At 47.9% G+C, this 24869-nt stretch carries 27 protein-coding genes; 10 read left to right on the top strand and 17 right to left on the bottom strand.

What is annotated here, in order from left to right; all coding sequences use genetic code 11:
* Positions 1-10: 10 nt before the first annotated feature.
* From sdhA to sdhC, 3 genes are read right to left on the bottom strand one after another with little or no spacing between them, the layout of a single operon-like run.
* Positions 11-1777, bottom strand: a complete 1767-nt coding sequence (sdhA, locus tag GOU96_RS03385) for a succinate dehydrogenase flavoprotein subunit (protein WP_000155078.1) — start codon at positions 1775-1777, stop codon at positions 11-13.
* On the bottom strand, positions 1778-2122 hold the full coding sequence (sdhD, locus tag GOU96_RS03380) for a succinate dehydrogenase, hydrophobic membrane anchor protein (RefSeq protein WP_000238620.1): 345 nt from the start codon (positions 2120-2122) through the stop codon (positions 1778-1780).
* Positions 2116-2508 (bottom strand): succinate dehydrogenase cytochrome b556 subunit, encoded by a 393-nt coding sequence (sdhC, locus tag GOU96_RS03375; RefSeq protein WP_000043019.1) that lies wholly within the window; start codon positions 2506-2508, stop codon positions 2116-2118. The genes sdhD and sdhC overlap by 7 nt, the downstream gene beginning before the upstream one ends.
* Before the next feature lie 395 nt (positions 2509-2903).
* On the opposite strand from sdhC, the gene GOU96_RS03370 reads away from it, so the two are divergent.
* The gene (locus GOU96_RS03370) at positions 2904-4193 is read left to right on the top strand and encodes a citrate synthase (RefSeq protein WP_000763930.1); all 1290 of its coding nucleotides are present in this window, start codon (positions 2904-2906) and stop codon (positions 4191-4193) included.
* Positions 4194-4244: 51 nt separating this feature from the next.
* Here GOU96_RS03370 and GOU96_RS03365 read toward each other — a convergent pair whose 3' ends face one another.
* On the bottom strand, positions 4245-5003 hold the full coding sequence (locus tag GOU96_RS03365) for a Nif3-like dinuclear metal center hexameric protein (protein ID WP_174499649.1): 759 nt from the start codon (positions 5001-5003) through the stop codon (positions 4245-4247).
* Positions 5004-5067: 64 nt separating this feature from the next.
* Here GOU96_RS03365 and GOU96_RS03360 point away from each other — a divergent pair, with 64 nt between their 5' ends.
* Positions 5068-5841, top strand: coding sequence for a DUF1853 family protein (locus GOU96_RS03360; RefSeq protein ID WP_000045419.1), 774 nt, complete (start codon positions 5068-5070; stop codon positions 5839-5841).
* Between the two features lie 49 nt (positions 5842-5890).
* Here the strand turns inward: GOU96_RS03360 and pgm are convergent, their stop codons facing one another.
* Together pgm and seqA are read right to left on the bottom strand one after the other, a co-directional pair.
* On the bottom strand, positions 5891-7537 hold the full coding sequence (pgm, locus tag GOU96_RS03355; protein WP_033932803.1) for a phosphoglucomutase (alpha-D-glucose-1,6-bisphosphate-dependent): 1647 nt from the start codon (positions 7535-7537) through the stop codon (positions 5891-5893).
* Between the two features lie 108 nt (positions 7538-7645).
* Entirely contained in the window at positions 7646-8179 is a 534-nt protein-coding gene (seqA, locus tag GOU96_RS03350; RefSeq protein ID WP_000848402.1) for a replication initiation negative regulator SeqA, read from the bottom strand.
* 92 nt (positions 8180-8271) lie between these two features.
* Between seqA and GOU96_RS03345 the strand changes: the two genes are divergently transcribed.
* The 3 genes from GOU96_RS03345 to fldA all read left to right on the top strand — a co-directional run bounded on the left by GOU96_RS03345 (position 8272) and on the right by fldA (position 9938).
* On the top strand, positions 8272-9045 hold the full coding sequence (locus tag GOU96_RS03345) for an alpha/beta fold hydrolase (RefSeq protein WP_053033459.1): 774 nt from the start codon (positions 8272-8274) through the stop codon (positions 9043-9045).
* 95 nt (positions 9046-9140) lie between these two features.
* Positions 9141-9362 carry a DUF2788 domain-containing protein gene (locus tag GOU96_RS03340; RefSeq protein ID WP_000965050.1) on the top strand — a complete coding sequence of 74 codons (222 nt, stop codon included), beginning with the start codon at positions 9141-9143 and terminating at the stop codon, positions 9360-9362.
* Between the two features lie 48 nt (positions 9363-9410).
* The gene (gene fldA / locus GOU96_RS03335) at positions 9411-9938 is read left to right on the top strand and encodes a flavodoxin FldA (protein ID WP_000179037.1); all 528 of its coding nucleotides are present in this window, start codon (positions 9411-9413) and stop codon (positions 9936-9938) included.
* Between the two features lie 73 nt (positions 9939-10011).
* Here the strand turns inward: fldA and GOU96_RS03330 are convergent, their stop codons facing one another.
* Positions 10012-10701, bottom strand: a complete 690-nt coding sequence (locus GOU96_RS03330) for an LrgB family protein (protein ID WP_000107910.1) — start codon at positions 10699-10701, stop codon at positions 10012-10014.
* Positions 10702-10706: 5 nt separating this feature from the next.
* Positions 10707-11147 carry a CidA/LrgA family protein gene (locus tag GOU96_RS03325; protein ID WP_001181833.1) on the bottom strand — a complete coding sequence of 147 codons (441 nt, stop codon included), beginning with the start codon at positions 11145-11147 and terminating at the stop codon, positions 10707-10709.
* A 115-nt stretch (positions 11148-11262) separates the two neighbouring features.
* Here GOU96_RS03325 and GOU96_RS03320 point away from each other — a divergent pair, with 115 nt between their 5' ends.
* Positions 11263-12141, top strand: a complete 879-nt coding sequence (locus tag GOU96_RS03320; RefSeq protein WP_000354572.1) for a LysR family transcriptional regulator — start codon at positions 11263-11265, stop codon at positions 12139-12141.
* 3 nt (positions 12142-12144) lie between these two features.
* Here the strand turns inward: GOU96_RS03320 and GOU96_RS03315 are convergent, their stop codons facing one another.
* Positions 12145-12645 (bottom strand): DUF4442 domain-containing protein, encoded by a 501-nt coding sequence (locus tag GOU96_RS03315; protein ID WP_001044405.1) that lies wholly within the window; start codon positions 12643-12645, stop codon positions 12145-12147.
* Between the two features lie 365 nt (positions 12646-13010).
* Between GOU96_RS03315 and fcrX the strand changes: the two genes are divergently transcribed.
* Positions 13011-13463 (top strand): ferric iron uptake transcriptional regulator FcrX, encoded by a 453-nt coding sequence (gene fcrX / locus GOU96_RS03310; protein WP_001282827.1) that lies wholly within the window; start codon positions 13011-13013, stop codon positions 13461-13463.
* Positions 13464-13544: 81 nt separating this feature from the next.
* On the opposite strand, the gene GOU96_RS03305 is transcribed toward fcrX, so the two are convergent.
* The 3 genes from GOU96_RS03305 to fabB form a co-directional block, all read right to left on the bottom strand.
* Complete coding sequence (locus tag GOU96_RS03305) at positions 13545-14558, bottom strand: aspartate-semialdehyde dehydrogenase (RefSeq protein ID WP_000082626.1); 1014 nt, start codon at positions 14556-14558, stop codon at positions 13545-13547.
* A complete protein-coding gene (locus GOU96_RS03300) occupies positions 14542-15687 on the bottom strand; it encodes a 4-phosphoerythronate dehydrogenase (RefSeq protein ID WP_162813352.1) in 1146 nt (381 codons plus the stop codon). Before GOU96_RS03300 ends, GOU96_RS03305 begins: the two co-directional genes overlap by 17 nt.
* Before the next feature lie 203 nt (positions 15688-15890).
* Positions 15891-17102 carry a beta-ketoacyl-ACP synthase I gene (fabB, locus tag GOU96_RS03295; RefSeq protein WP_000832701.1) on the bottom strand — a complete coding sequence of 404 codons (1212 nt, stop codon included), beginning with the start codon at positions 17100-17102 and terminating at the stop codon, positions 15891-15893.
* 126 nt (positions 17103-17228) lie between these two features.
* Between fabB and mnmC the strand changes: the two genes are divergently transcribed.
* Positions 17229-19247 (top strand): bifunctional tRNA (5-methylaminomethyl-2-thiouridine)(34)-methyltransferase MnmD/FAD-dependent 5-carboxymethylaminomethyl-2-thiouridine(34) oxidoreductase MnmC, encoded by a 2019-nt coding sequence (mnmC, locus tag GOU96_RS03290; protein WP_267781093.1) that lies wholly within the window; start codon positions 17229-17231, stop codon positions 19245-19247.
* 74 nt (positions 19248-19321) lie between these two features.
* Here the strand turns inward: mnmC and GOU96_RS03285 are convergent, their stop codons facing one another.
* From GOU96_RS03285 to GOU96_RS03275, 3 genes are all read right to left on the bottom strand, one after another.
* Entirely contained in the window at positions 19322-19849 is a 528-nt protein-coding gene (locus GOU96_RS03285) for an NADPH-dependent FMN reductase (RefSeq protein WP_000690957.1), read from the bottom strand.
* A gap of 224 nt (positions 19850-20073) precedes the next feature.
* On the bottom strand, positions 20074-20337 hold the full coding sequence (locus GOU96_RS03280; protein ID WP_000582706.1) for a YfcL family protein: 264 nt from the start codon (positions 20335-20337) through the stop codon (positions 20074-20076).
* A 38-nt stretch (positions 20338-20375) separates the two neighbouring features.
* Complete coding sequence (locus GOU96_RS03275) at positions 20376-20906, bottom strand: elongation factor P hydroxylase (RefSeq protein WP_001016499.1); 531 nt, start codon at positions 20904-20906, stop codon at positions 20376-20378.
* A 368-nt stretch (positions 20907-21274) separates the two neighbouring features.
* Here GOU96_RS03275 and GOU96_RS03270 point away from each other — a divergent pair, with 368 nt between their 5' ends.
* Positions 21275-21898, top strand: a complete 624-nt coding sequence (locus GOU96_RS03270) for a trimeric intracellular cation channel family protein (protein ID WP_000927466.1) — start codon at positions 21275-21277, stop codon at positions 21896-21898.
* A gap of 82 nt (positions 21899-21980) precedes the next feature.
* Here GOU96_RS03270 and aroC read toward each other — a convergent pair whose 3' ends face one another.
* Together aroC and prmB are read right to left on the bottom strand one after the other, a co-directional pair.
* Complete coding sequence (aroC, locus tag GOU96_RS03265) at positions 21981-23066, bottom strand: chorismate synthase (RefSeq protein ID WP_000918437.1); 1086 nt, start codon at positions 23064-23066, stop codon at positions 21981-21983.
* 229 nt (positions 23067-23295) lie between these two features.
* On the bottom strand, positions 23296-24228 hold the full coding sequence (prmB, locus tag GOU96_RS03260) for a 50S ribosomal protein L3 N(5)-glutamine methyltransferase (RefSeq protein WP_000357782.1): 933 nt from the start codon (positions 24226-24228) through the stop codon (positions 23296-23298).
* A gap of 66 nt (positions 24229-24294) precedes the next feature.
* Between prmB and smrB the strand changes: the two genes are divergently transcribed.
* The gene (gene smrB, locus GOU96_RS03255; protein ID WP_000041524.1) at positions 24295-24855 is read left to right on the top strand and encodes an endonuclease SmrB; all 561 of its coding nucleotides are present in this window, start codon (positions 24295-24297) and stop codon (positions 24853-24855) included.
* Positions 24856-24869: the final 14 nt, after the last annotated feature.

Below are 24869 nucleotides of genomic sequence, written 5' to 3'. Positions count from 1 at the left end.
AGTACCTCCCTTAATATGTACGCACTTTAGGCGGGAACGGGTCACGGTAAACCGGAGTCATATTGACCTCACGCTTACTCATCTGTTCCGTTTCCGGATTGTAGATTGAGTGGCACAACCAGTTCTCATCATCACGCTCTGGATAGTCAAAACGCGCATGTGCACCACGGCTTTCAGTACGGTAGTTTGCCGCTACTGCGGTCGAAAATGCTGTTTCCATCAGGTTGTCCAACTCTAAACACTCAATACGTTGAGTGTTAAATTCGGTTGATTTGTCCGCCAGATGAGCATTTTTCAAACGTTCGCGAATGACTTTGAGCTCTTCCAGCCCCTCAGCCATCGCCTTACCTTCACGGAATACCGAGAAGTTGTTTTGCATGCAGCGCTGCAGATCTTTACGGATAACAACTGGGTCTTCGCCACCTTTGCTGTTTTCCCAGCGCATAGTACGAGCCAGAGAAGCTTCGATATCCGATGCAGTCGCAGGGCGAGCCTCAGCTTGAGCACGCAGAGTTTCACCAAGATGTAGACCCGTTGCGCGGCCAAATACCACCAGATCAAGCAGTGAGTTGCCGCCTAAACGGTTGGCACCATGTACCGATACAGAAGCGATTTCACCACAAGCAAACAAGCCTTGGACTTCGACATCTTTACCATGGCTGTCTTGTTTGATCGCTTGACCAGACACTTGCGTTGGTACACCACCCATCATGTAGTGACAGGTTGGGATAACAGGAATAGGTTCTTTCACTGGGTCCACGTGAGCAAAGGTACGTGATAGTTCACAGATACCCGGTAGGCGAGATTCCAATACATCACGACCTAAGTGATCCAGTTTCAGTTTGATGTGTGGACCCCAAGGACCATCACAACCACGACCTTCACGGATTTCGATCATCATTGAACGTGCAACCACGTCACGACCTGCTAGATCTTTAGCGTTAGGTGCATAACGTTCCATGAAACGCTCACCATCTTTATTCAGCAGATAGCCGCCTTCGCCACGACAGCCTTCTGTAACCAGAACGCCAGCACCAGCGATACCCGTTGGGTGGAATTGCCACATTTCCATATCTTGCATTGGTACGCCAGCACGCAAAGCCATACCGACACCATCGCCCGTGTTAATGTGTGCATTGGTGGTTGAAGCGTAAATACGACCTGCACCGCCTGTCGCAAGCACTGTTGCTTTGGCTTTGAAGTAGCAAATTTCGCCTGTTTCCATACAGATTGCAGTACAACCGAGCACAGCACCATCTTGGTTTTTCACCAGATCCAGCGCATACCATTCCGAGAAAATGGTGGTTTTATGTTTAACGTTTTGTTGGTAAAGCGTGTGTAGTAGAGCATGACCAGTACGGTCTGCTGCTGCTGCCGTACGAGCAGCTTGTTCACCACCGAACTCTTTTGACTGACCGCCAAAAGGACGTTGATAAATCGTGCCGTTCTCAAAACGAGAAAAAGGCAACCCCATGCGCTCAAGTTCAATCACGGATTCCGGACCGTTTTTACACATGTATTCGATGGCATTTTGGTCGCCGATATAGTCGGAACCTTTTACCGTGTCATACATATGCCACTGCCAATCATCTTTATGTGAGTTACCCAAAGCCACGGTAATGCCGCCTTGAGCGGATACCGTATGAGAACGAGTTGGAAACACTTTTGAAAGCAGTGCGCAAGTTAGGCCTTGCTCAGAAATTTGTAGTGCAGCACGCATGCCTGCACCACCTGCGCCGATTACTACGGCGTCAAAAGAACGAACTGGAATAGTCACTTAGGCACCCCACAATACAAATAGGCCAGAGAAGAAGTATCCAAGTAGAACGGCGATGACCACAAGTTGCAGTCCCGCACGCAATTTGGAGCACTTAATGTAATCCGTCAGTACTTGCCATAGGCCAATCCAGCCATGAATCAATACTGAAACTAATGCCAACATTGTGAAGACTTTGGTGAACGTGCTACCAAAGAATTGAGTCCACGCGACATAAGAGATGTCCGTGAACGCGCAAAAACTCACGATATAAATAGTGTACAAAACTAAGATGATCGCTGAAGCGCGGATCAATAAGTAATCGTGAACACCATTACGACCAAAGGAAGAGACATGCTTTACCATACCAGAACCCCCGCCAGTAGAGACAATACAACCGTAGCGGCAAAAGCTACTTTGGCGCTCGCGGCACCGGATTCCAGCTCTTCAAAGTGACCAAGATCCATCAATAAATGACGAATCCCACCAGCAATGTGGTAGGCCAGAGCAGTTAGAATTCCCCACAACACGAATTTCACGAAAAAGCTGTCAACAATGTTGCTCGCTTCCATAAATCCGACAGGTGAGGAGAGAGAGAGGGATAACAACCAAAGCAAAATCCCAACCGCAACAAACGTAATCACCCCCGACACACGGTGGAGGATGGATGCGATTGCTGAGATCGGAAAGCGAATGGTCTGCAAATCTAAATTAACAGGTCTTGACTTTCTTTCTTTCACGGGCTTGCTCACTCAGCTCCATTGAGCATTTATAGTTATGGATGAATTCTGGTCGAAAATGCGCATAATTTAACATTTATTCAACATTTAAACCACCAAATCGGCGACTTAATTGTAGTTTAAATGTTACACCCAAGTCTAAAATCTATAAGTTAAATTTCTTTCTAGCCTTGAATTTATAAGGTCTCTCACAGAATTTTCTGTGTCACTATACGGACCGCAACATTCTAATACAATTGCTGTAACAATTTTTGCTACACAGAACAGATTTTTAACTTTATACGTATAAAAAATCAAAGTGAGTGCACACATCAGAGGAGAATAATTGACTTTGATTAAGATCGGACGTACAAGAATCACACACAAAACATCCTGGACGGATTAAATAATAAACAAAGGAGATGGTTATGGCGGATAAGAAAGCGACCCTTCACATCGAAGGTAAAGCGCCAATCGAATTGCCAATTATGGATGGATCGCTTGGTCCACAAGTGATTGACGTTCGTACTTTAGGCTCAAACGGTTACTTTACTTTTGACCCGGGTTTTCTTGCCACTGCATCCTGTGAATCTCAAATTACTTATATCGATGGCGCTAAGGGCATTTTGTTGCACCGCGGCTACCCTATCGATCAGTTAGCCAATAACGCTGATTACTTGGAAGTGTGTTACATCCTTCTTTACGGTGAAGCCCCTAATCGTAAGCAATATGAAGAGTTCAAGAAAATCGTTACTCGTCACACTATGGTTCATGAACAGATCGCGAGCTTTTTCCACGGTTTCCGCCGTGATGCTCACCCGATGGCTGTGATGTGTGGTGTGGTGGGTGCGTTAGCTGCTTTCTATCACGATTCACTCGATATCAATAACGACACCCACCGAGAAATTGCGGCTTATCGTCTGCTTTCCAAAATGCCGACCTTGGCTGCGATGTGTTACAAATACTCGGTTGGTCAACCGTTTATCTACCCACGTAACGATTTGAGCTATGCAGAAAACTTCCTGCACATGATGTTTGCCACACCTTGTGAGGAGTATGAAGTGAATCCTATCGTGGCTCGTGCCATGGATAAAATTTTCACTCTACATGCGGATCATGAACAAAACGCATCGACATCGACTGTACGTCTGGCAGGTTCATCGGGTGCTAACCCATTTGCGTGTATCGCAGCAGGTATCGCTTCTCTTTGGGGTCCTGCACATGGTGGCGCAAACGAAGCTTGTCTACGTATGCTTGAAGAGATCGGCTCTGTTGATAAGATTCCTGAATACGTAAGACGTGCAAAAGACAAAGATGATCCATTCCGTCTAATGGGCTTTGGTCACCGCGTGTACAAAAACTACGATCCACGTGCCACGGTAATGCGTGAAGCGTGTCATGAAGTGCTGAAAGAGCTAAGCATTCAAGATCCACTGCTCGACGTCGCGATGGAACTTGAGCGTATTGCGCTGTCTGATGAATACTTTATTGAGAAGAAACTCTATCCTAACGTCGATTTCTACTCAGGCATCATTCTGAAAGCCATTGGTATTCCTGTGTCTATGTTCACGGTGATCTTTGCGATGTCTCGTACTATCGGTTGGATTGCTCACTGGAATGAAATGCACAGCGATCCGGACAACCGTATCGGTCGTCCACGTCAGTTGTACACAGGTCAAAAACTGCGCGATTTCACACCCTTGCATGAACGCAGTTAATCATTGATTCAAAAGCAAAAGAGCGAGATTTTCTCGCTCTTTTTTATTGTTCTAAACTGGATTATCAATATCAATGAAGGTCACATCAAAGCCGTGATTTTCCGCGAGCCATTCCCCTAGTGCTTTAATTCCGTAGCGCTCGGTAGCATGGTGACCTGCGGAAAAGTAATGGATCGACTGTTCACGTGCCGAATAGGTTGTACGCTCCGAGATTTCTCCAGAAATAAAGGCATCTAAACCCCGGCTAGCCGCGAGTTCAATATAGTCTTGCCCACCACCAGTACACCAACCGACAGTTTCAATCAACTTATCGGCTTGATCGGGAGCAATATGCAAAGGTGTACGATTCAGGACTTGCCCAATCCGAAGAGCTAATTCTTCTCCGGTTAACGGTTGTAAAAAGTGCCCAAACATCGCAACTGATTGAGGATGCCCTTCCAACCCACCATCAACGCAAATCCCGAGTCGCTGCGCAAGCTGAGCATTGTTGCCCAACTGTGGATGAATATCCAAAGGCAGATGGTAGGCATACAGATTAAGATCATTTTGGATAAGCGTACGTATCCGGCGACCTTTCATACCTCGAATGGCCTCGGGTTCATTTTTCCAAAAATAGCCGTGGTGAACCAGAAGAGCATCAGCTTTCGACTCAATCGCAGCTTCAATTAAAGCCATGCTAGCGGTCACACCGGTGACAATTCGTTTGACTTCCACTTTACCTTCGACTTGTAAACCATTAGGACAATAATCTTTAATTAACTGTGGGGACAATGTCTCATTTAGCAACGCTTCTAGCTGTAAATTGTTCATCTTGTAATCCATTGAGCAACAGAGGTGGCGTGGTTATAACAATTTCAGGCTAGAATGTCGAAATATGTCAAAAAGTGGTGGTGATCAGATGGAGTTAAAACACTTAATGGATTGGGTGATTCGCACCCCTGCCCTATTTCAAGCCAAAGCGCCTTTGGTCAGCAAAGCGCCATTTAGCAAAACAACACGAGAGCAGTGGCCAGACTATCAGGGCAATCCACGATTAGGCTTTCTCTATCAACATCTTTGTGCTCAATTATTCACCGAAACGCCATTTTACAATGCGGTTTCAGAAGAAATTCAGCTCATTAATGAAGGAAAAACCGTCGGTTCATTGGATTTTTTAGCTAAAAACCGTAAAACTGAACACTATGAACATTGGGAAGTGGCAGTCAAATTTTATCTGCTCCACCAAGGATGTTGGTACGGCCCCAATGCCGAAGATCGTTTGGATATCAAACTTGACCATATGCTCAACCACCAACTGCCACTATCACAACATCCGCTTTTTATTGAACAACATCCACTCTGGGCTGGTGCATCACAACATTTATTAATGCAGGGTCGTCTTTATACCAATCCATTTTCTGATGAGCCAATCCCGACCGATTGCCTTGGCTACCCGCTCAATACTAGCCAGATTCAAGGGTATTGGTGTTTCCAGCGTGAGCAGCACTTAATCGATGAACCTTTATATCAGCTTGAAAAATCAGATTGGTTGACGGGACGGAAAGCAGACTCTGAACCTTATACAGAACACGCAGATGGGTTTGTGCATTGCCAATCTGAATCTGGGAAATTCTGGTTTATTGTGCCAAACCAGTGGCCACAGCGTTAAGAGACATAAAAAAGGGGCGATCTCATCGCCCCTGATTCATTTCATCACATTATAAACTCGCGTCTTTAAACACTTGGTTTACGATCTGCTGCGCTTCAGATTCAATTTGTTTTAAGTGCTCAGCCCCTTTGAAGCTCTCACAATAAATCTTATAGATATCTTCTGTGCCAGATGGACGAGCCGCAAACCAACCATAATCCGTAGTCACTTTGAGGCCGCCAATGGCTGCGCCATTACCCGGAGCATGAGTCAAGCGAGCCGTAATTGCATCTCCCGCTAGCGTTTGAGCCGATACCATTTCAGGAGACAGTTTCTTTAGCACATTCTTCTGTGGACCATTCGCCACGGCTTGAATACGGCTGTAATAAGAATCACCGTGTTTAGCTGCCAATTCATCATAATACTGTTGCGGATTTTTGCCGGTCACAGCGGTAATTTCCGCTGCCAGTAAGCACAAAATGATCCCGTCTTTGTCGGTAGACCAAGGCGTGCCGTCTTGACGCAGGAAAGAAGCCCCCGCACTCTCTTCACCGCCAAAACCAAAGCGACCAGAGTAGAGTCCATCAACAAACCATTTGAAGCCCACTGGAACTTCACACAGTTCGCGGCCAAGATCGGCAACCACTTTATCAATCATCGCACTGGAAACCAGCGTTTTACCGACGGCAACATGGCCCGCCCAACCTTGACGATGACGGTACAGATAATCAATGCACACCGCGAGGAAGTGATTCGGATTCATCAAGCCTTTAGGGGTCACAATGCCGTGACGGTCGTAGTCAGGATCGTTACCAAAAGCCAAGTCGTATTCATCTTTCAGGGCCAGCAAACCCGCCATGGCATATGGGGAAGAGCAATCCATACGGATCACGCCATCTTTATCTAATGACATGAATTGGAAGCTTGGATCAATGGCTTCGCTGACCAGCGTTAAATCGAGTTGGTAAGCGTTGCCAATTTGACGCCAGTAATCAATGCCACTTCCGCCCAGAGGATCGACCCCAATTTTGAGCTTGGCCTTTTGGATCGCCGCCATATCAACCACATTGACCAGATCATCAACGTAAGGCTTAACCAAATCGACTTGCTTGAGCAACTCGGATTGTTTAGCCAACGCAATCGGCATGCGTTTTACACCAGCAAGCTGCTGACTGATGTAAGCATTGGCACGATCTTCAATCGCTTGGGTTAGCTCACCTTCTGCAGGACCACCGTGTGGTGGGTTGTATTTGATGCCACCATCTTGTGGCGGGTTGTGCGAAGGGGTAATCACAATGCCGTCCGCTTTATCTGCATGCTTCAGGTTGTACGTTAAAATGGCGTGTGAAATGCCCGGCGTTGGTGTGTAACCGTTATTTTCTTGCACAATCACTTCAATGCCATTGGCAATCAACACTTCCAGAACACTACTGAATGCCGGTTCAGACAGCGCATGAGTATCTTTGCCAATAAAGATTGGGCCAGTCACACCATGCTCACGGCGCACATCCGCTACCGCTTGCGCAATCGCAAGAATATGATGCTCATTAAAGGTGGTTTTATCAGCCGTACCTCGGTGTCCCGATGTACCAAATTCAACTTTATGCGCCGTATTGCCAGCTTCAGGCTGGAGTAGGTAGTAATTTGCAACTAGCGCAGGGATATTATGGAGATCCTCTTGTCGCGCCTTTTGTCCAGCACGAGGGTGCATAGCCATAGTGACATCCTTTCTTTAAATTTCACATAAAATAAAACCTCATAATAGCGGTGTAGCACTACGCATTATGAGGCTTGAATCAGAATTTTGGGCTGTAATCAGCAAAAATCAAATGGAATGGGTAACTTTCTCAATAATGTCGCTTGGGAAGCCCATGCGCACCATCACCTGTTCAACCATCTGTTGCTTGCGGCTAGTGTTGTTGTTGGTGATCACCCAAAACGGCGTATTTGGGATCGCCTTAGGTTTGGTTGTTTGCCCGCTGGCAAGCAACGTCTGTTCGTTATCAGCAAAGTAAACGCGCTTGCGACCTTTGACCATAGTCGCTTCAGAAAAGCTCGCAGAGTCGATGCGATGAAGAGTGGACAGAATCAGCATGAAGCGATCGATCGCATTTTTTAGCCCGGCAAATTCATCGGAAATCAGCAGTGAACGCATCGCTTTAACACCATCAATTTTGGTATCGAAAGCGGCATCTTTGCTTACAACTATCCCTTTCGGCTCAGCAGCAGGCGCAGCAGTGGCTAATTCACCATCTACATTGAGAAGACGACGCAAAATATCGGAGGCACTTTCACCAATATGCAAAGTCTGACTCGCAATGTAACGGTATAGATCCTCATCAACCTCAATTGTTTTCATTCGCTTTTCACAATCTCTATGTTTAAACTTTCGGGGATTATAGCGAGATCTTGACTGAGACTCTACGTTAAACCAATCACTAATAAGATAAAATGTCAGCACTTCTTAACTACAAACTTGAAGGCAGCGGTGAGACCGTTGTTTTGATCCATGGCTTATTTGGTAGCTTGGATAATCTTGGCTTGCTTGCGCGCGATCTGAAAAACGATCACCAAGTACTGAGCTTGGATCTGCGTAACCACGGGCTCTCTTTCCACAGTGATGAGCACAATTACGCGTTGATGGCACAAGACGTAAACCAGTTGCTTGAACACCTCAACCTCACTTCGGTAGTGGTGATCGGTCACTCGATGGGTGGTAAAGTGGCCATGAAATTAGCCGATATTGCCACAGAAAAAATCCGTCAATTAGTGGTGCTGGACATGTCACCTGTCGCGTATAACCAACGGCGTCACGACAATGTGTTTGCTGGACTCGAAGCGGTGTTAGCGCAAAAGCCCACGTCACGCAGTGAAGTGATGGCAATTTTAGCGCAACATATTGAGCAAGAAGGCGTTAGACAATTTCTCGGCAAATCTTTAATGTCGGAACAGAACGTGATGACATGGCGCTTCAATGTTGCGGCACTCAAAGCGCATTATGCAGAGATTTTAGGCTGGGATATTATCGCCAAATGCCGGATTCCAACCTTATTTATTAAAGGGGCAGATTCGGATTATCTGACCACACAACATCAGCCCATGGTGCAAGCCCAGTTTAGCCAAGCCAAAGCTCATGTGATCGCAAACACGGGACACTGGCTGCACGCGGAAAAACCCGCTGAAGTTATACGTGCAATCCGTAAATTTATTGATGTGCCTGTTTAAGGCAATCAAGTGTGAATTGAGAAACACTACGCACATTAACTTTGTCAGATAACAGTGGTATAGTGCGCGCAAGCAATTTGGCATAAAGGAATATCATGCTTTACGACTACATGAACATGTTGGAGTCTGTAGGACTCGATCTGCTGTTTGCCTCAATCTTCTTCTTGATTGGCATGGCCATTAAAGATGTGTTGAAACAAGGTAATGTTCCCCCTTTCGGGCGTCGTATTGTGTGGTTGGTTCTCTTTTTAGGGTGCGCAGGCTTTGTCGCCAAAGGCATAATTCAATTGACTTGGGAAGGCAGCGGACTAGGTTAAGCTCCGCAAGGCTTCGCGACTCTTTAACATTCTAAAGGTAATGATTCTATGGCAAGTGTAGGTATCTTCTTTGGCAGCGACACCGGCAACACCGAAGCTATTGCAAAGATGATTCAAAAACAACTCGGTAAAAAACTGGTTCACGTACAAGATATTGCCAAAAGCAGCAAAGAAGACATCAATAACTTCGACCTGCTGTTGCTGGGTATCCCGACTTGGTACTACGGTGAAGCACAGTGCGACTGGGACGACTTTTTCCCTGAGCTAGAAGCCATTGATTTTTCAACTAAGCTTGTTGCCATTTTTGGTTGTGGTGACCAAGAAGATTACGCAGAGTACTTCTGTGATGCGATGGGCACCGTACGTGACATCATTCAAGCGAAAGGCGCAACTATTGTCGGCCACTGGCCAACGGAAGGTTACGAATTTGAAGCTTCTAAAGCCCTAGTGGATGAAAATCACTTCGTCGGTCTGTGTATCGATGAAGATCGCCAGCCAGAGCTAACTGAGCAACGCGTGACCAAATGGGTTAACCAAGTTTATGAAGAGATGTGTCTCGCTGAACTTGAAGACTAATTTGCAGAGTCAAATTAAAAAATCCCCTGCCCAGCAGGGGATTTTTTATTAGGGGAGTTTCAATCTCTGCCTATCACCAAAACCAGCGACCAATCCAAGGAGCGATCACCACAGTTACCATGCCCGCCAACATCATCACTACGCTGGACACCACACCCTCTGAATTACCGATTTGATAGGCTTTAGCCGTGCCGGCACCATGAGCTGAAGCCCCTAAACTTGCTCCTTTCCCTAAGCGAGAGCGAATAGAAAGCACGGTGAGGATTATCTCACCAACAGCCATGCCAATTACCCCTGTCAGTACCACAAACAGCGCGGTTAGATCACTTTGTCCACCAATCGATTTCGTCGCTTCTACCGCAAAAGGAGTGGTAATAGAACGCATGGCAAGGCTGCGTTGCAGCAAGTCAGGAAGGTTGAGCCAACGCGCCAACAACACCGTACTTGAGATAGCCACCAGCACCGATACCAAGACACCAACGGATAGGGATAACCAGTGCTGACGCAATAACGCCCGGTTATCGTAAACCGGAACGGCAAAAGCGACGGTTGCAGGGCCAAGTAACCACAATAGCCAATGGGCATCGGCCATGTAAGCTTGGTAAGGAATATGAAACATCATCACCACGATGACGAGCAGCAATGGCGCGAGTAACAGCGGCATCAGCAACAAACTGCGTTTACGTCGATAAAGAAATTTACTCGCATAGTAAAACAGTAACGTGAGCAGAAAACAGAAAAGGCTGAGTAATGAAGTCGACATATGTTCTACTTCTCCACACTGCGCGCCAGCGCTATCTGGCGACGTTTACGTCTCGCTAAAACCAGCTCAACTCGATGCATTTTATCGACGACCCAAGCCGTCGATGCGATCACCAAGATGGTGCTGGCCACTAAAACCACAGCAATTTTAATCCCCTCTTGGCGCATTAAGTCTTGGTAATTCACTACCGCCACGACAGCCGGAACAAAAAACAGCAACATTTCAGCCAGCAACCAGCTCGCCCCGCGCCGAAACCACTCGACATTTACCACTTTGAGCATGACCAGTAACAACAAAATCAGCATTCCCGTTAAATTGGCGGGTAACGGCAGGTGAAACTGATTGACCAACCAATCGGAGAAAAACCAAATCAGTGAAAGTGCCGCCACTTGAACGACAATCAGTAGGCTATGCTTGAACTGAAAAGTACGCGTAACGTTTTGCATTAAGGTTGCCTAGATAAAATGGGAACTGGGTCACATTGTATTCCGGGTGATTACCAGCATAAAATGACTTAAATTTATTTAATTCATGCCATTTAGGCATACAAAGAGACTTTTGATGGATATCCGCGCCCTACGCTACTTCGTTGAACTGGTTAACCAGCAGAGTTTTACCAAAGCCTCTGAGCGCCTGTTTGTGACTCAGCCAACCATCAGTAAGATGATCCGTAATTTGGAGCAGGAGTTAGAACAGCCCCTTCTACATCGTGAAGGACGACGCTTCTGGCTGACTGAAGCCGGAGAGATTGTCTATCAAAGAGCACAGCAGATCTTAACCCAAATGCAGCAACTGGACGCGGAACTCACGGATTTAAACCAACTGCAGCGCGGCCATTTGCGTTTAGGCATCCCGCCCATGGTGGGGCATGTTTACGCACGGTTATTTCGTCAATATCGTCAGACGTATCCTAACGTCGAATTAACGGTGGTGGAGTACGGCGGACGTAAGATAGAACAAGCGATCTTAGACGGTGATATTGATGTGGCGGTGACCATGCTTTCCCCTAATCAGCATCCCGATCTCAATACGGTTGCCCTCGATCACTACCCTATTTTTGCCGTGGTCCCCGATATTCCTCGCTGGCGATCACTCACCACACTCACTTGGACGCAGATCAGCCAAGAGCCTTTCTATCTGTTTACCCATGAATTTACTCTAAGTGACCACATTCATACCTGCTGCCAAGCGGCGGGCTATACACCACAAGTCGCCGCGCGCAGTAGCCAGTGGGATTTTTTGGTGGCATTAGTCAAAAGCGGGGTTGGCGTATGCTTTCTTCCAGCTCCACTTTGTCAAAGGATTCAAGGGGATGGCGTATTAATCTACCCCATCGCACCGGCTATAGACTGGCGTTTGGGCGTGGTTTGGCATCGCGAACGTTATGTTTCAAAAACCGTAGAAGCTTGGATTGCTTTGTGCCAACGCCAAAACCGATGAAGGTTACTCAATACACTCGCTGACACTTTCGCGGTATTGCGGTTTTTTACGCACATAAAGCTTGCGCTGCACCTCCGAAACCACTTCGCCACGAGTATTTTTGACATGCACAATAAATTCAGGGAAGCATTTATCGCCTTCCGCTGTGGACGCTAAGATCCAATCCAGCATTTCTTGGGTGATGCGAAATTCGGCGAAGAGATCCGTATCGCCCGGTTTAATGAAGTTAATGCTCGCTTCTTTGTCCCATACGTAATAACGCTGCCCCAATATGCCCATCAGCATCAAGGCATAAACGGGATCCGTCAGTGAGAAAATGCTGCCGCCGTATTGAGTCCGGTTGGCGTTTTTATTCCACCAGCGTAATTTCAAGCGGATGCGAACTTCGCGAAAATCCGCACTGATCGATTCGATATGGATCCCAGCGCCCCAAAATGGAGGCCAAGAGTTTAGTGCCCACTTCACAATATTCGGTTGATAAAGCTTAGAGAGTGTTTTATTCATACCCTGAGTGCCCTAGACTTCGTGTAAGGCAGCAGTAATCAATGCATCATGGTTGCTGCCTAATAATGATGCTATCGTTGTTAAATTATTGTAACTGGTAAGAGCACTTTGTTCAGTGATTTGCCTCGACTTTGCAGGTTTCCCATTAACCTCTTGAAGTTCGTGGTTTATTGTTCGCGGTGACTCACCTATAATGCAAAGCAACATTGACTTCTGTTATACCCAAACGAATTGAGATGCAGGTAGACGGCAAGTGAGTGATCCCCACTACAGCAACGGTTGAGGTGGGTTTGACAACGCAGCCAATACGATTGCCATTTCATGTAGAACGGATGTATCACTGCAGAACATCAACAGGAAAGTATATGTCAGACAATAACCAAGCGCTAAAGGATGCTGGTCTTAAAGTTACCCTCCCACGGCTTAAGATTTTAGAAGTTTTACAACAGCCAGAGTGCCAACATATTAGTGCTGAGGAGCTGTACAAAAAGTTGATTGATCTCGGCGAAGAGATTGGTCTTGCCACAGTGTACCGTGTTCTCAACCAATTTGATGATGCTGGTATCGTCACTCGTCACCATTTTGAAGGCGGCAAGTCAGTATTTGAGCTTTCAACTCAGCATCACCATGACCACCTAGTCTGTTTAGATTGTGGCGAAGTCATCGAGTTTTCTGACGATGTGATTGAACAACGTCAAAAAGAGATCGCGGCGAAATACAATGTGCAACTGACTAACCACAGCCTCTATTTGTATGGCAAATGTGGCAGTGAGGGTAGCTGCAAAGACAATCCTAACGCTCACAAGCCGAAGAAATAACCCTAGGCTTTACGCCCTGTAAACCGAACCAGATAGTAAAAACCCACCGAATGGTGGGTTTTTTATAACTTAATGAAAAGCTTAGAAGTAATCGCGTACGAGCAGCTCTGCAATTTGCACCGCATTGGTGGCAGCGCCTTTACGCACGTTATCCGCCACTACCCACAAGTTGATTCCACTATGGTGGCTAATGTCATTTCGTACACGCCCAACCAACACATGGTCTTTACCGCCGGCATCACGCACTTGCGTTGGAAAATCCGCACCGCGGAACAGCTCAATACCATCGGTTTGCTCTAGCATATCCATCACTTGCTCAGCATCAATTGGCGCGCGAGTTTCCACGTGTACGGCTTCCGCATGACCGTAGAATACCGGTACACGTACGCACGTTGGGTTGACCATGATCGAAGGATCATTGAAGATTTTCTGGGTTTCCCACACCATCTTCATCTCTTCTTTAGTGTAACCGTTGTCCATAAACTGATCGATTTGTGGAATACAGTTAAACGCGATCTGCTGGCTAAATGCTTGTGTTTCCGCAGGATAGCCATTGAGCAGTTTAGCCGTTTGACCTGCTAACTCATCAATCCCTGCTTTCCCAGCCCCTGAGACCGATTGATAAGTCGTCACGTTAATACGTTCAATCCCCACCGCATCGTAAATCGGCTTTAGCGCGACAAGCATCTGAATGGTTGAGCAGTTTGGGTTAGCAATAATATTGCGGTTACGAAATTCGGCAATCGCTTCTGGGTTCACTTCAGGTACCACAAGAGGAATGTCGTAGTCGTAACGGAAGTGTGAAGTGTTGTCGATCACCACGACCCCCGCTTCTGCGGCAATCGGAGCCCACTTGGCAGAAAGCTCACCACCGGCAGAAAACAGCGCAATATGCACTTGCGACCAGTCAAACTCTTCAACATTTTGCACACGCACGGTTTTACCGTTGAAGCGATAGGTTTTTCCCTCACTGCGCTCACTGGCCAGCAGGAAAAGTTCATCCACAGGAAACTCACGCTCCTGCAGTACTTCCAACATGGTTTCGCCTACAGCGCCGGTTGCGCCAAAAATGGCAACATTAAATTGTTGGCTCATCACATACCTCTACTTGAAAACCGAGTTTAGCCAAAGGAGCCAAATGGCAATCAGCGCCTCCAGCTAGAGTCACCGCGCTGTATTCACGTCTATCCCAATAGTGTTTGCGCATTAAGTCAAACGCTCCGGGTTGGTGAATCTCGCGGCGAAACTGTGCGTCATCTTTACGCACATCATAAATAATTTGAGTTAGCGTACGCAGTGTTTCCTCGTCCCATGCTCGCTCTAGATACACTTTGGGCACAGGCGCTTTGGGTAACAAGCTTGCTGGGTTTGCACAGTGTGCACTGCCAAGAAACTCGCAGTAGCTATTGAAAATCATGGTGGTACCACGCGCCTTACCTTCAAGGCCATAGCCTGCAATATGCGGAGTGGCAAATGCGAGCAGCGGTAGCAATTCCATATCCACTTGCGGTTCAAACTCAAACACGTCTAACACGGCGGTAAAACCATCGCCTTGTTGTAAACGCGCTTTCAGCGCCGCGTTATCCACTACAGGGCCACGCGCCGCATTAATTAAAATCTGGTCACTGCGCAGTTGCTCAAGAATTGCCGCATCAATCAGATGATGGGTTGGCCACTCACCGCTGCGGGTAATCGGCGTATGCAGGGTGATCACATCCGCTTGTTTAAGTAAGGTTTCCAGCGCTGTGAATTCTCGCTCATCACCTTGCGCTTGCTTAGGCGGATCATTGAGCAGCACTTTCATGCCAATGCCAGAAAGACACTTCGCAAGATAGCTACCCACTTGGCCAGCACCGATGATGCCTACCGTTTTATCGAAAACCGAGAACCCTTGCTGCTGCGCAAGCACCATGAGCACGCTGAACACGTATTCCGCAACGCCGACTTTGTTACAGCCAGGAGCCGCCGTGAAGAAGATGCCACGCTCTCTTAACAGAGCTTGGTCAACATGGTCCATACCCGCGGTCGCGGTACCCACGAACTTCAAGCGATTCGCTTTAGCAAGGAGAGCTTCATTGACTTTGGTGACTGAGCGAATCATTAAGGCATCAACATCAATCAGATCATCAGCGGTTAAGGTACGGCCGGGCTTTAAGATCACTTCGCCAAGCTGACTAAACAGCGCTTGAGCGTAAGGCATGTTCTCATCAATCAGAATTTTCATAGTGGGAATTTGCGGCAATCAAAGTTGCAGGCATTGTGCAGAAAAGCACGGAGGCTGTCGAGAATAAAAATACCCGACGACCTAAGCCGCCGGGCAAACATCCAGAACAAAAGGATCCTATCCCGCTCTCCATGGGACAGAGTCTGCGTCTGTTCGATTAGCGAAACTAATCTGTTCTGGAAACTGTGTTGGATCTGGTGCGCTTAACCTTGGTATTTTTTGATAACCAAAGTTGCGTTTGTACCACCAAAACCAAAGCTGTTAGACATCACAGTCGTCAGCTCTTGCTCACGCAGTTCCGTCACAATATCCAGACCTTGCGCCGCTTCATCCAAGGTATCAATGTTAATACTTGGAGCGATAAAGCCGTGGTGCAGCATCAGTGTTGAATAAATGGCTTCATGCACACCCGCAGCGCCCAATGCGTGACCGGTCATCGCTTTGGTTGCAGAAATCGCTGGGCTATTGCCGCCAAACACTTCTTGGATTGCACCCAGTTCTTTCACATCACCGACTGGGGTTGATGTGCCGTGGGTGTTGATGTAATCAATCTTATCCACGCCTTGCATCGCCATTTTCATACAACGGATAGCGCCTTCACCCGATGGAGCAACCATGTCGTAGCCATCGGAAGTCGCGCCGTAACCGACGATTTCACCGTAAATTTTTGCGCCGCGCGCCAGAGCGTGTTCCAACTCTTCAACCACCACCATGCCGCCGCCGCCAGAGATCACGAAACCATCACGATCGGCATCGTAGGTACGCGACGCTTTTTCTGGTGTTTCGTTGTATTTGGTGGATAGTGCGCCCATCGCATCAAACATCATGGTTTGTGACCAGTAGAGCTCTTCACCACCACCGGCAAACACGATGTCTTGCTTACCCAGTTGGATAAGCTCAACCGCGTTACCAATACAGTGCGCCGAAGTCGCGCAAGCAGAGCTGATTGAGTAGTTCACACCGCGAATTTTGAATGGCGTAGCCAAACACGCAGAAACGGTAGAAGACATGGTACGAGGCACCATGTAAGGACCCACGCGTTTTACGCCTTTTTCACGCTGAGTATCGACTGCGATAACTTGGTTTTCAGAAGATGCGCCACCAGAGCCAGCAACGATACCCGTACGGTCGTTCGACACTTGCTCAGGGGTTAAACCCGCATCAGCAATCGCTTGTTCAAGAGATAGGTATGCATACGCAGCCGCATCACCCATAAAGCGCATTTGCTTACGATCGATATGTTCTTCTGGATTGATTTTTAAATCGCCCCAAACCTGTGAACGCAAACCATGCTCTTTAAACTGTTCAGAGGCGGTGATGCCTGACTTGCCAGCTTTTAGTGAGGCCAAAACTTCTTCGACGTTGTTACCGATACTCGAAATAATACCCATACCGGTGATGACGACTCGTTTCATGTAACATTCCTATTATGTAAATTTGGCTAGATGATATCGAAGAAGGATAACAGAAGTGGTCAGCTTTCCCATAAATTCGTACAATCTCGAGCCATATTCAGCCTGATTTCATAGAATTTGTTCATTATGTCATCCATTTCACACGCCCAGCTTGGCTGGAACGACGCAGGAACCCCCGTCTCCGATCAATTTGACGATGTTTATTTCTCTAACGTCAATGGTCTGGCTGAGACGCGCTATGTGTTCCTTGAGCAGAATCATCTCCCACAAAGATGGCACAACGATGACCAAAGACGATTTGTGATTGCAGAAACCGGCTTCGGTACTGGCCTGAATTTTCTGGCGGTGTGGCAAGCGTTTGTCGCGTTTCGTGAAGCCAATCCCGATGCCAAACTCAAAGAGCTGCATTTCATCAGTTTTGAAAAATACCCGCTCAGTAAAAGCGATTTAATTCAAGCGCATCAAGCGTGGCCGGAACTGGCGCAATTCGCGCAAAAACTGCATAAGCACTACCCGTTAGCCATTCCAGAGTGTCAGCGGATTGTGTTGGATGATGGACTCGTCACGCTCGATCTCTGGTTTGGGGATATCAAAGACTGCCTGCCGAAAGTCGCAACACAAGAGCAAGGCTTAGTGGATGCATGGTTCCTCGATGGTTTTGCTCCCAGCAAAAACCCCGAGATGTGGAATCAAGACCTGTTTGCAGGTATGGCGAAACTGGCGAAAAATGGCTGTACCTGCGCCACCTTTACTTCGGCTGGCTTTGTCCGCCGCGGCTTGATTGACGCGGGTTTTGCGATGAAAAAGGTTAAAGGCTTTGGCACTAAGCGTGAAATGATCGCCGGCAGCCTGAGTGAAAAAGTACCTTACACCAATATCGCACCCGAATTTCGTTTTGAGGCCACTCACGGCTTACAAGAGGTGGCCATCATCGGCGGCGGTATCGCCAGTGCCACGCTAGCGACAACCTTAGCCAGACGCGGTGTTGCCGTCACGCTTTACTGCGCCGATGAGAAACCAGCGCAAGGTGCATCCGGTAACCGACAAGGCGCGGTCTATCCGCTACTCAGTGGCGATCACAACGCCGTTTCACGAGTGTTTGCGCCTGCCTTTCTGTTTGCCCGCCAATGGATTGAACAAGCGGCGGAGCAGATACAATTTGACCACGATTGGTGCGGCGTGACTCAATTAATGTGGGATGAAAAAGCAACGGACAAACTCAAGAGCATGCTTGAGGGGGATTTCCCAACACAATTAGTGCATGGTTTATCCGCAGAGCCAACCAACCAACAAGTCGGCGTGCCAGTGGATAAAGCCAGTGTGCATTATCCGCTCGGAGGCTGGCTCTGCCCAGCAGAGCTGACTCAAGGCTTAATCCATCTTTTAGCGCAGCAGGGCAAGCTCACTGCGCATTATCAGACTCCGATTGATGCATTGACTTGGCAGCCAGAGACTCAACTGTGGCAACTGCGCAGTGGCGACACACTCATGTCACATCAGTGTGTGGTGATTGCCAGTGGCCATCAATTTGACAGCCTGTCACAAACCGCAGAGTTACCACTTGGCAAAGTGAAAGGCCAAGTGAGCCACATCCCGACCACAGAGACGCTGAGCAAAATCAACAGCGTGCTCTGTTACGACGGTTACATGACTCCGGTCAGCCAACAAAATGGGTATCACTGTATTGGGGCAAGTTATGATCGCCAGCACCTTGATGCGACTTTTGATCCGCAAGCACAACGCGAAAATGCACAAAAGCTAATTCACTGCTTGCCTGAGCAAACTTGGCCATTGGAAGTGGATGTCAGCGGCAATCAATCACGCCAAGGCGTGCGCTGTGTGAGTCGCGATCATCTGCCTTTTGTCGGCAATGTCGGCGAATTTTCGAAAATCACCGAGCAATATCGCGATTTAGCTCAGCAGCACCAAGCTGAGCCAATCGCGCTCTATCCTCAACTTTATGCGTTGGTCGGGCTTGGCTCACGCGGTTTAAGTAGCGCTCCGCTGATGGCAGAACTTCTCGCTTCACAAATGTGTGGCGACCCCATGCCATTAGGCGTGGATTTGCTCGAGCAGTTACACCCTTGTCGAATGTGGGTTCGCAAGCTGCGTAAAGGCAAGGCGCTCACACAAAAACTCAGATAAAAGCAATCAACGCCGATCAAAAAAGCCTCGCAGTGCGAGGCTTTAGACATTTAGGACTTAATGGACAATTTTTCTTAGGCAGAGAGCTTAGCCACGGCAGCTTTGAGCTCAGCAACAATCTCAGGCTTGGTCACAACCCCTTGCTCGAGATCGAAGTTATCGTAGAAGCTAGGCACTGAAACCGATGCTTTTACGTTACCCCCAAAGAAAGGTGCTGAAGCGGTAGCTGCAGCAAGCACGGACTTCGCACCACCAGGGCCTGGAGAAGTAGACAGGTACACCGCTGGCTTATCACCAAACAGAGCGCGATTGATACGAGTTGCCCAATCGAACAGGTTTTTGTACGCCGCAGGGTAGTGACCATTGTGTTCAGCAAACGAAATCACGAAAGCATCTGCTTGTGCAAGGTCGCGTAAAAAGGCTTGGGCTCCTTCCGCTTGACCGATCTCTTTTTCCAGATCTTCGCTGAACATAGGTACAGAGTAATCGTTAATATTCAGCACTTGTACCTGTGCGCCATCGACAAGATTGGCGGTAAAAGTGGCAAGCGCTTTATTAATAGATGTTGAGCTGGTGCTGGCACCGAAGGCAATAATTTTCATGGTGGTTTCCCCTGACTAGTGTTAAAGCAAGATTAGTCGGGAAATGGATACGCAACAATCCTGATTTTTTTACTTAGTTGTTCAGAAAGTTTGAACAACTGACTTTTAGCACTGGAGAGTGGAGCGAAAACGTGGGAAATCGCGAAAGCCTTGCTCTACTGAAAGCCTTGCCCTACTGCTTGCCCTACTGATAGTGGCTTTCGCGATCAAACTGGATGGTTTGGTTACGCCTGCGCGGCCAGCTGCTGCCAAAGCTCAGCCACAATCGCGCGATCGGCAGGGCTCAACTCTGAGCGCGCCGCCTCTAAACTTTGCTCAATGCGTTGCTTGAGCACATCAAGTTCGGTGATCCCTTCCTCTTCACACTGCGCCGCAGAAAGTGAAATGTGTCCACGTAAATAGCCACCCGCAAACAGCTCATCACTGGACGCGTTAACGACTTGTGCATCAATCAGATCCAGCAGTTTCTCTTCAAATTCAATAATCATCAGCTTCTCGTTAATGGATAAATGGTTTTCACCTAGGGTTATTTAACCGCAAAGTGTTCAGGCAGTAAGGCGGGCGTTTGGTAAAAAGCGCGTAACGCCTCCGACAACATCTTTACTCGCTGCGGTAAACCTTGTTCAAGAATCTTGAGCACTTCACTGTGTACCTTGCTCATAAAAGCCAAACGGTCTGGCTCAAAATCACCGTTGAGGTTGTCACAACTTACGGTAAAGGGAAAGCCTGCGCTTATGGCTAAAATCCACTCATAAGCTTGCGGACGAATTTCCACTTTTTCAAATTCCGCCTGCACTTGTGCAGTACGACCATCCGGCTCATACCAGTAACCAAAATCTTCAAGCAGACGCCGTTGCGGCCCAGCCACACACCAGTGAGCGATTTCATGCAAAGCGGAAGCATAAAAGCCACGAGCAAAAATAATCCGGTGGTAACTGACTCGTTCATCCGCCGGTAAATAAATGGGCTCATCGCCGCCCAACTCCAGCTTGGTGTTGTAATCGGCGTAAAACGTCTGATTGAAAATATCAATGAGGTCTTGGTATTGATGGTTCATAGTGCATAGTCAATATGGGTGACGGCGTGCATTCTGGAGATTTTTTCTCATCGGGTAAAGTGCTAAACCTAAAACCATCGGCTTCTATTAGGAATCAATTGGAATGAGAACAATCGGCAAGACATTAGTTTTACTAATTAAAGCCACCTTCACCTTATAAAAAATCATTGTTTATTCCCTAAGATAAAACCTAGAATTTCGCCTTAATTTTTCTATACCAAACTACTTGGCGTTGTAGGTAGACGGCCCATAAGTTCATCCCTAGAAGCATAGGTAAACTATGTGATTGGGGTGAACGAACATAGCCAACACCGCTGCAGCCTCAAGTAGGAAGGGTATATATCCTCTGCTGTTGAATGAGGTGATGCATGCTGCTGAGTGTTTTGTATATCATTGGGATCACGGCGGAAGCCATGACCGGAGCCTTGAGTGCCGGCCGTCGCAAAATGGACTGGTTTGGCGTCATGCTGGTTGCCAGCGCTACTGCGATTGGCGGTGGTACAGTGCGCGATATTTTGCTGGGCCACTACCCACTCGGCTGGGTAAAAAATCCTGAATATCTGGCGATTACTTGTGTCGCGGGCGTGCTGACCACTTGGGTCTATAAGTGGGTCATCAAGCTCAAAGGCCTGTTTATTCGTCTTGATGCGCTAGGGCTGATTGTGTTTTCGATCATCGGTACGCAAGTAGCGATGCGCATGGGACTGCACCCCGGCATCTGTTTAGTTTCTGCGGTAGTCACTGGCGTGTTTGGTGGTTTGCTGCGCGATTTAATCTGCCGTCAACCGCCTTTGGTATTGCATGAAGAGTTGTACGCCTCGATTGCTCTGTTGGCATCAGGACTGTATCTCGTCTTGCTTGAATTTGGTGTCAGTGATGTGGTGAGCACAGTGGTCACTCTGGTGGTCGGTTACACTTTGCGGATGGCTGCGGTGCGTTTTAAATGGCGTCTGCCCTCTTTCCATTTAGAAACCGAGAACTCCATTCACTAACCTGCCCCCGGCAGTAAATTAAGCGGATATGACAACGCCCTCAATCGAGGGCGTTGGGCTATTTACAGGATTTAGCGCATCACTAAATTTTCGGTGTTGTCGTTACGACACCTTGGTTCTGACCACGATGACGCAGCAGATGATCCATCAGCACAATCGCCAACATGGCTTCTGCAATCGGTACGGCGCGAATCCCCACACAAGGGTCATGACGACCTTTGGTGATAAGCTCGGTTGGCTCACCGTTGACGTCAATTGTTTCACCCGGCACGGTAATGCTGGACGTTGGCTTCAACGCAATATTAGCAACAATATCTTGCCCGCTAGAGATGCCGCCTAAAATGCCACCGGAATGGTTAGAGCGGAACCCTTGTGGAGTGAGCGGATCACGATGTTGACTGCCTTTTTGGCGCACCACATCAAAGCCATCACCAATCTCGACTCCTTTCACGGCGTTGATGCTCATCAAGGCATGGGCAATATCCGCATCCAAGCGATCAAACACAGGCTCACCCAAGCCAACCGGCACGCCTGTAGCGACCACTTGGATTTTCGCGCCGATCGAATCGCCTTCTTTTTTCAGCTCGCGGATCAGCTCGTCAAACGCAGCCACTTTATCGACATCAGGGCAGAAGAAATCGTTGTTTTCAATCTCATTCCAATCCACTTTATCAATCGCGACCTCCCCCATTTGCGACAAGTAAGCACGCACTTCAATGCCAAACTCTTGCTGCAGGTATTTTTTGGCAATCGCTCCCGCCGCAACACGCATGGCGGTTTCACGTGCCGATGAACGGCCGCCGCCACGGTAATCCCGTACACCGTATTTTTGATGATAGGTGTAGTCCGCATGTCCGGGACGGAATTTGTCTTTAATATCCGAATAATCTTTAGAGCGTTGGTCAGTGTTTTCGATCAATAGCCCAATCGATGTGCCTGTGGTTTTGCCCTCAAACACACCAGAGAGAATTTTGACTTCATCCGGCTCGCGACGCTGGGTGGTATAACGCGATGTGCCGGGGCGACGACGGTCAAGATCCACTTGTAAATCCGCTTCGCTGATGGTGAGCCCCGGTGGGCAACCATCGACAATACATCCCAGTGCGATACCGTGACTTTCTCCGAATGTGGTGACTCGGAAATGTTGTCCGATACTGTTTCCTGCCATGACTTCCTCAATGCACAGTGAAACTCCAGTTTCACTGATTAACTGTTCTTCGTGGCTTCATAGTGGCGTTAATGCTTGGTGATGTAAAGTCCTAAAAATGACCAGATTCGACCGTTTTCACGGGCTAATGCTGTTATTCACTACCTTGTCCAAGGTCTTTCGGCTGTTTATATGCCATAAAAAACGCCGACTCAAAGGTCGGCGTTGGCATCCATTCAGCGTGTCATCATTAATCTTTGTACAGCGCAAAATCCGCCGCACAGTCGATAAGCTGTTCACGAGTCAGCAAAAATACGCCGTGACCGCCATTTTCAAACTCTAACCACGTAAATGGGATGTGCGGGTACTGTTCCATCATATGCACCATGGAGTTACCAACCTCACACACCAAAATCCCGTTCTCTTTTAGATACAGTGGGGCATTAGCCAGAATACGGCGAGCCAGTTTCAAACCATCACTACCCGCAGCAAGACCGAGCTCAGGTTCATGACGGAACTCACTCGGCAAGCTATCCATATCTTCCTGATCCACATAAGGTGGATTGGTCACAATCAGGTCATACTGCTCTTGCGGCAAATCACGGAACAGATCGGAACGGATAGGGAAAACTTGCTGTTCTAGACCGTGATCTTGAATGTTTTGCTCGGCGACGTTCAGCGCATCGACTGAAATATCAATCGCATCGACTTCTGCTTCTGGGAAAGCATTGGCACAAGCAATCGCGATACAACCGCTGCCAGTACACAGATCCATGATGCGGGTTGGCTCTTCTGTCAACCAAGGTTCAAAGCGGTTTTGGATCAGCTCACCGATCGGCGAACGCGGAACCAGTACTCGCGAGTCAACGAAAAACTCAAGGCCACAGAACCACGCTTTGTTGGTCAGATACGCCACGGGGGTACGATCGTTAATACGTTTGATCACGCGTTCTACCACACGTAAACGCTCGCTGCTGGTTAAGCGCGAACTCAGCACATGCGGAGGCACATCAATCGGCAGATAGAGCGTTGGCAGAATGAGTTGTACCGCTTCATCCCAAGCGTTGTCCGTGCCTTGACCATAAAACAGGTTCGCAGCGTTAAATCGACTCACAGTCCAACGAATCATGTCTTGCAAGGTATGCAGTTCAGAAACCGCTTCCTCAACGAAAATCTTATCCAAAATTGCCTCCAAAAAGCGCTACAATACCGCGTCATCCATTTACAGTAACAAAAACACGTCACCCTAATGAGCAAAAACGATCACCGAATTACCCATAACAACAACGATAAAGATAATCTTGACGACGATTTCTCACTGTTTCGTGACGAAGTAAAGGGCGTAAAAAAGTTGCGTCAGGATACCATACTCCACGCACCAAACAGAAATCCCAAGCAAAAAGAAATCCGCCGTACCGAGCGTGAAGCCTCCGACAATGATTTCTATTTTTCTGACGAGTTTATGCCTCATCTGACGGATGAAGGGCCGACCCGTTATGCGCGCAGTGATGTCTCCAAGTACGAAGTGAAAAGGCTACGCCGCGGTGTGTATGTGCCCGATGTGTTTTTGGATATGCACGGCATGACTCAGCAAGAAGCGAAACGCGAATTGGGAGCGATGATCGCCTACTGCCTAAAAGAGAATGTGCATTGTGCTTGCGTACAGCATGGCATTGGCAAACACATCTTGAAACAGAACGTCCCACTCTGGTTGGCGCAGCACCCCGATGTGCTGGCGTTCCACCAAGCCCCACTCGAATTTGGTGGTGATGGCGCGCTATTAGTGCTGTTGTCTATTCCTGAGAAATAGTGAATTAAAATCGA

The sequence above is a fragment of the Vibrio sp. R-1 genome, assembly GCF_035615595.1.
GTDB lineage: Bacteria > Pseudomonadota > Gammaproteobacteria > Enterobacterales > Vibrionaceae > Vibrio > Vibrio cholerae.
Note: the sequence above shows the minus strand (reverse complement) of the source record. Positions and strands in the feature narration are given on the sequence as shown.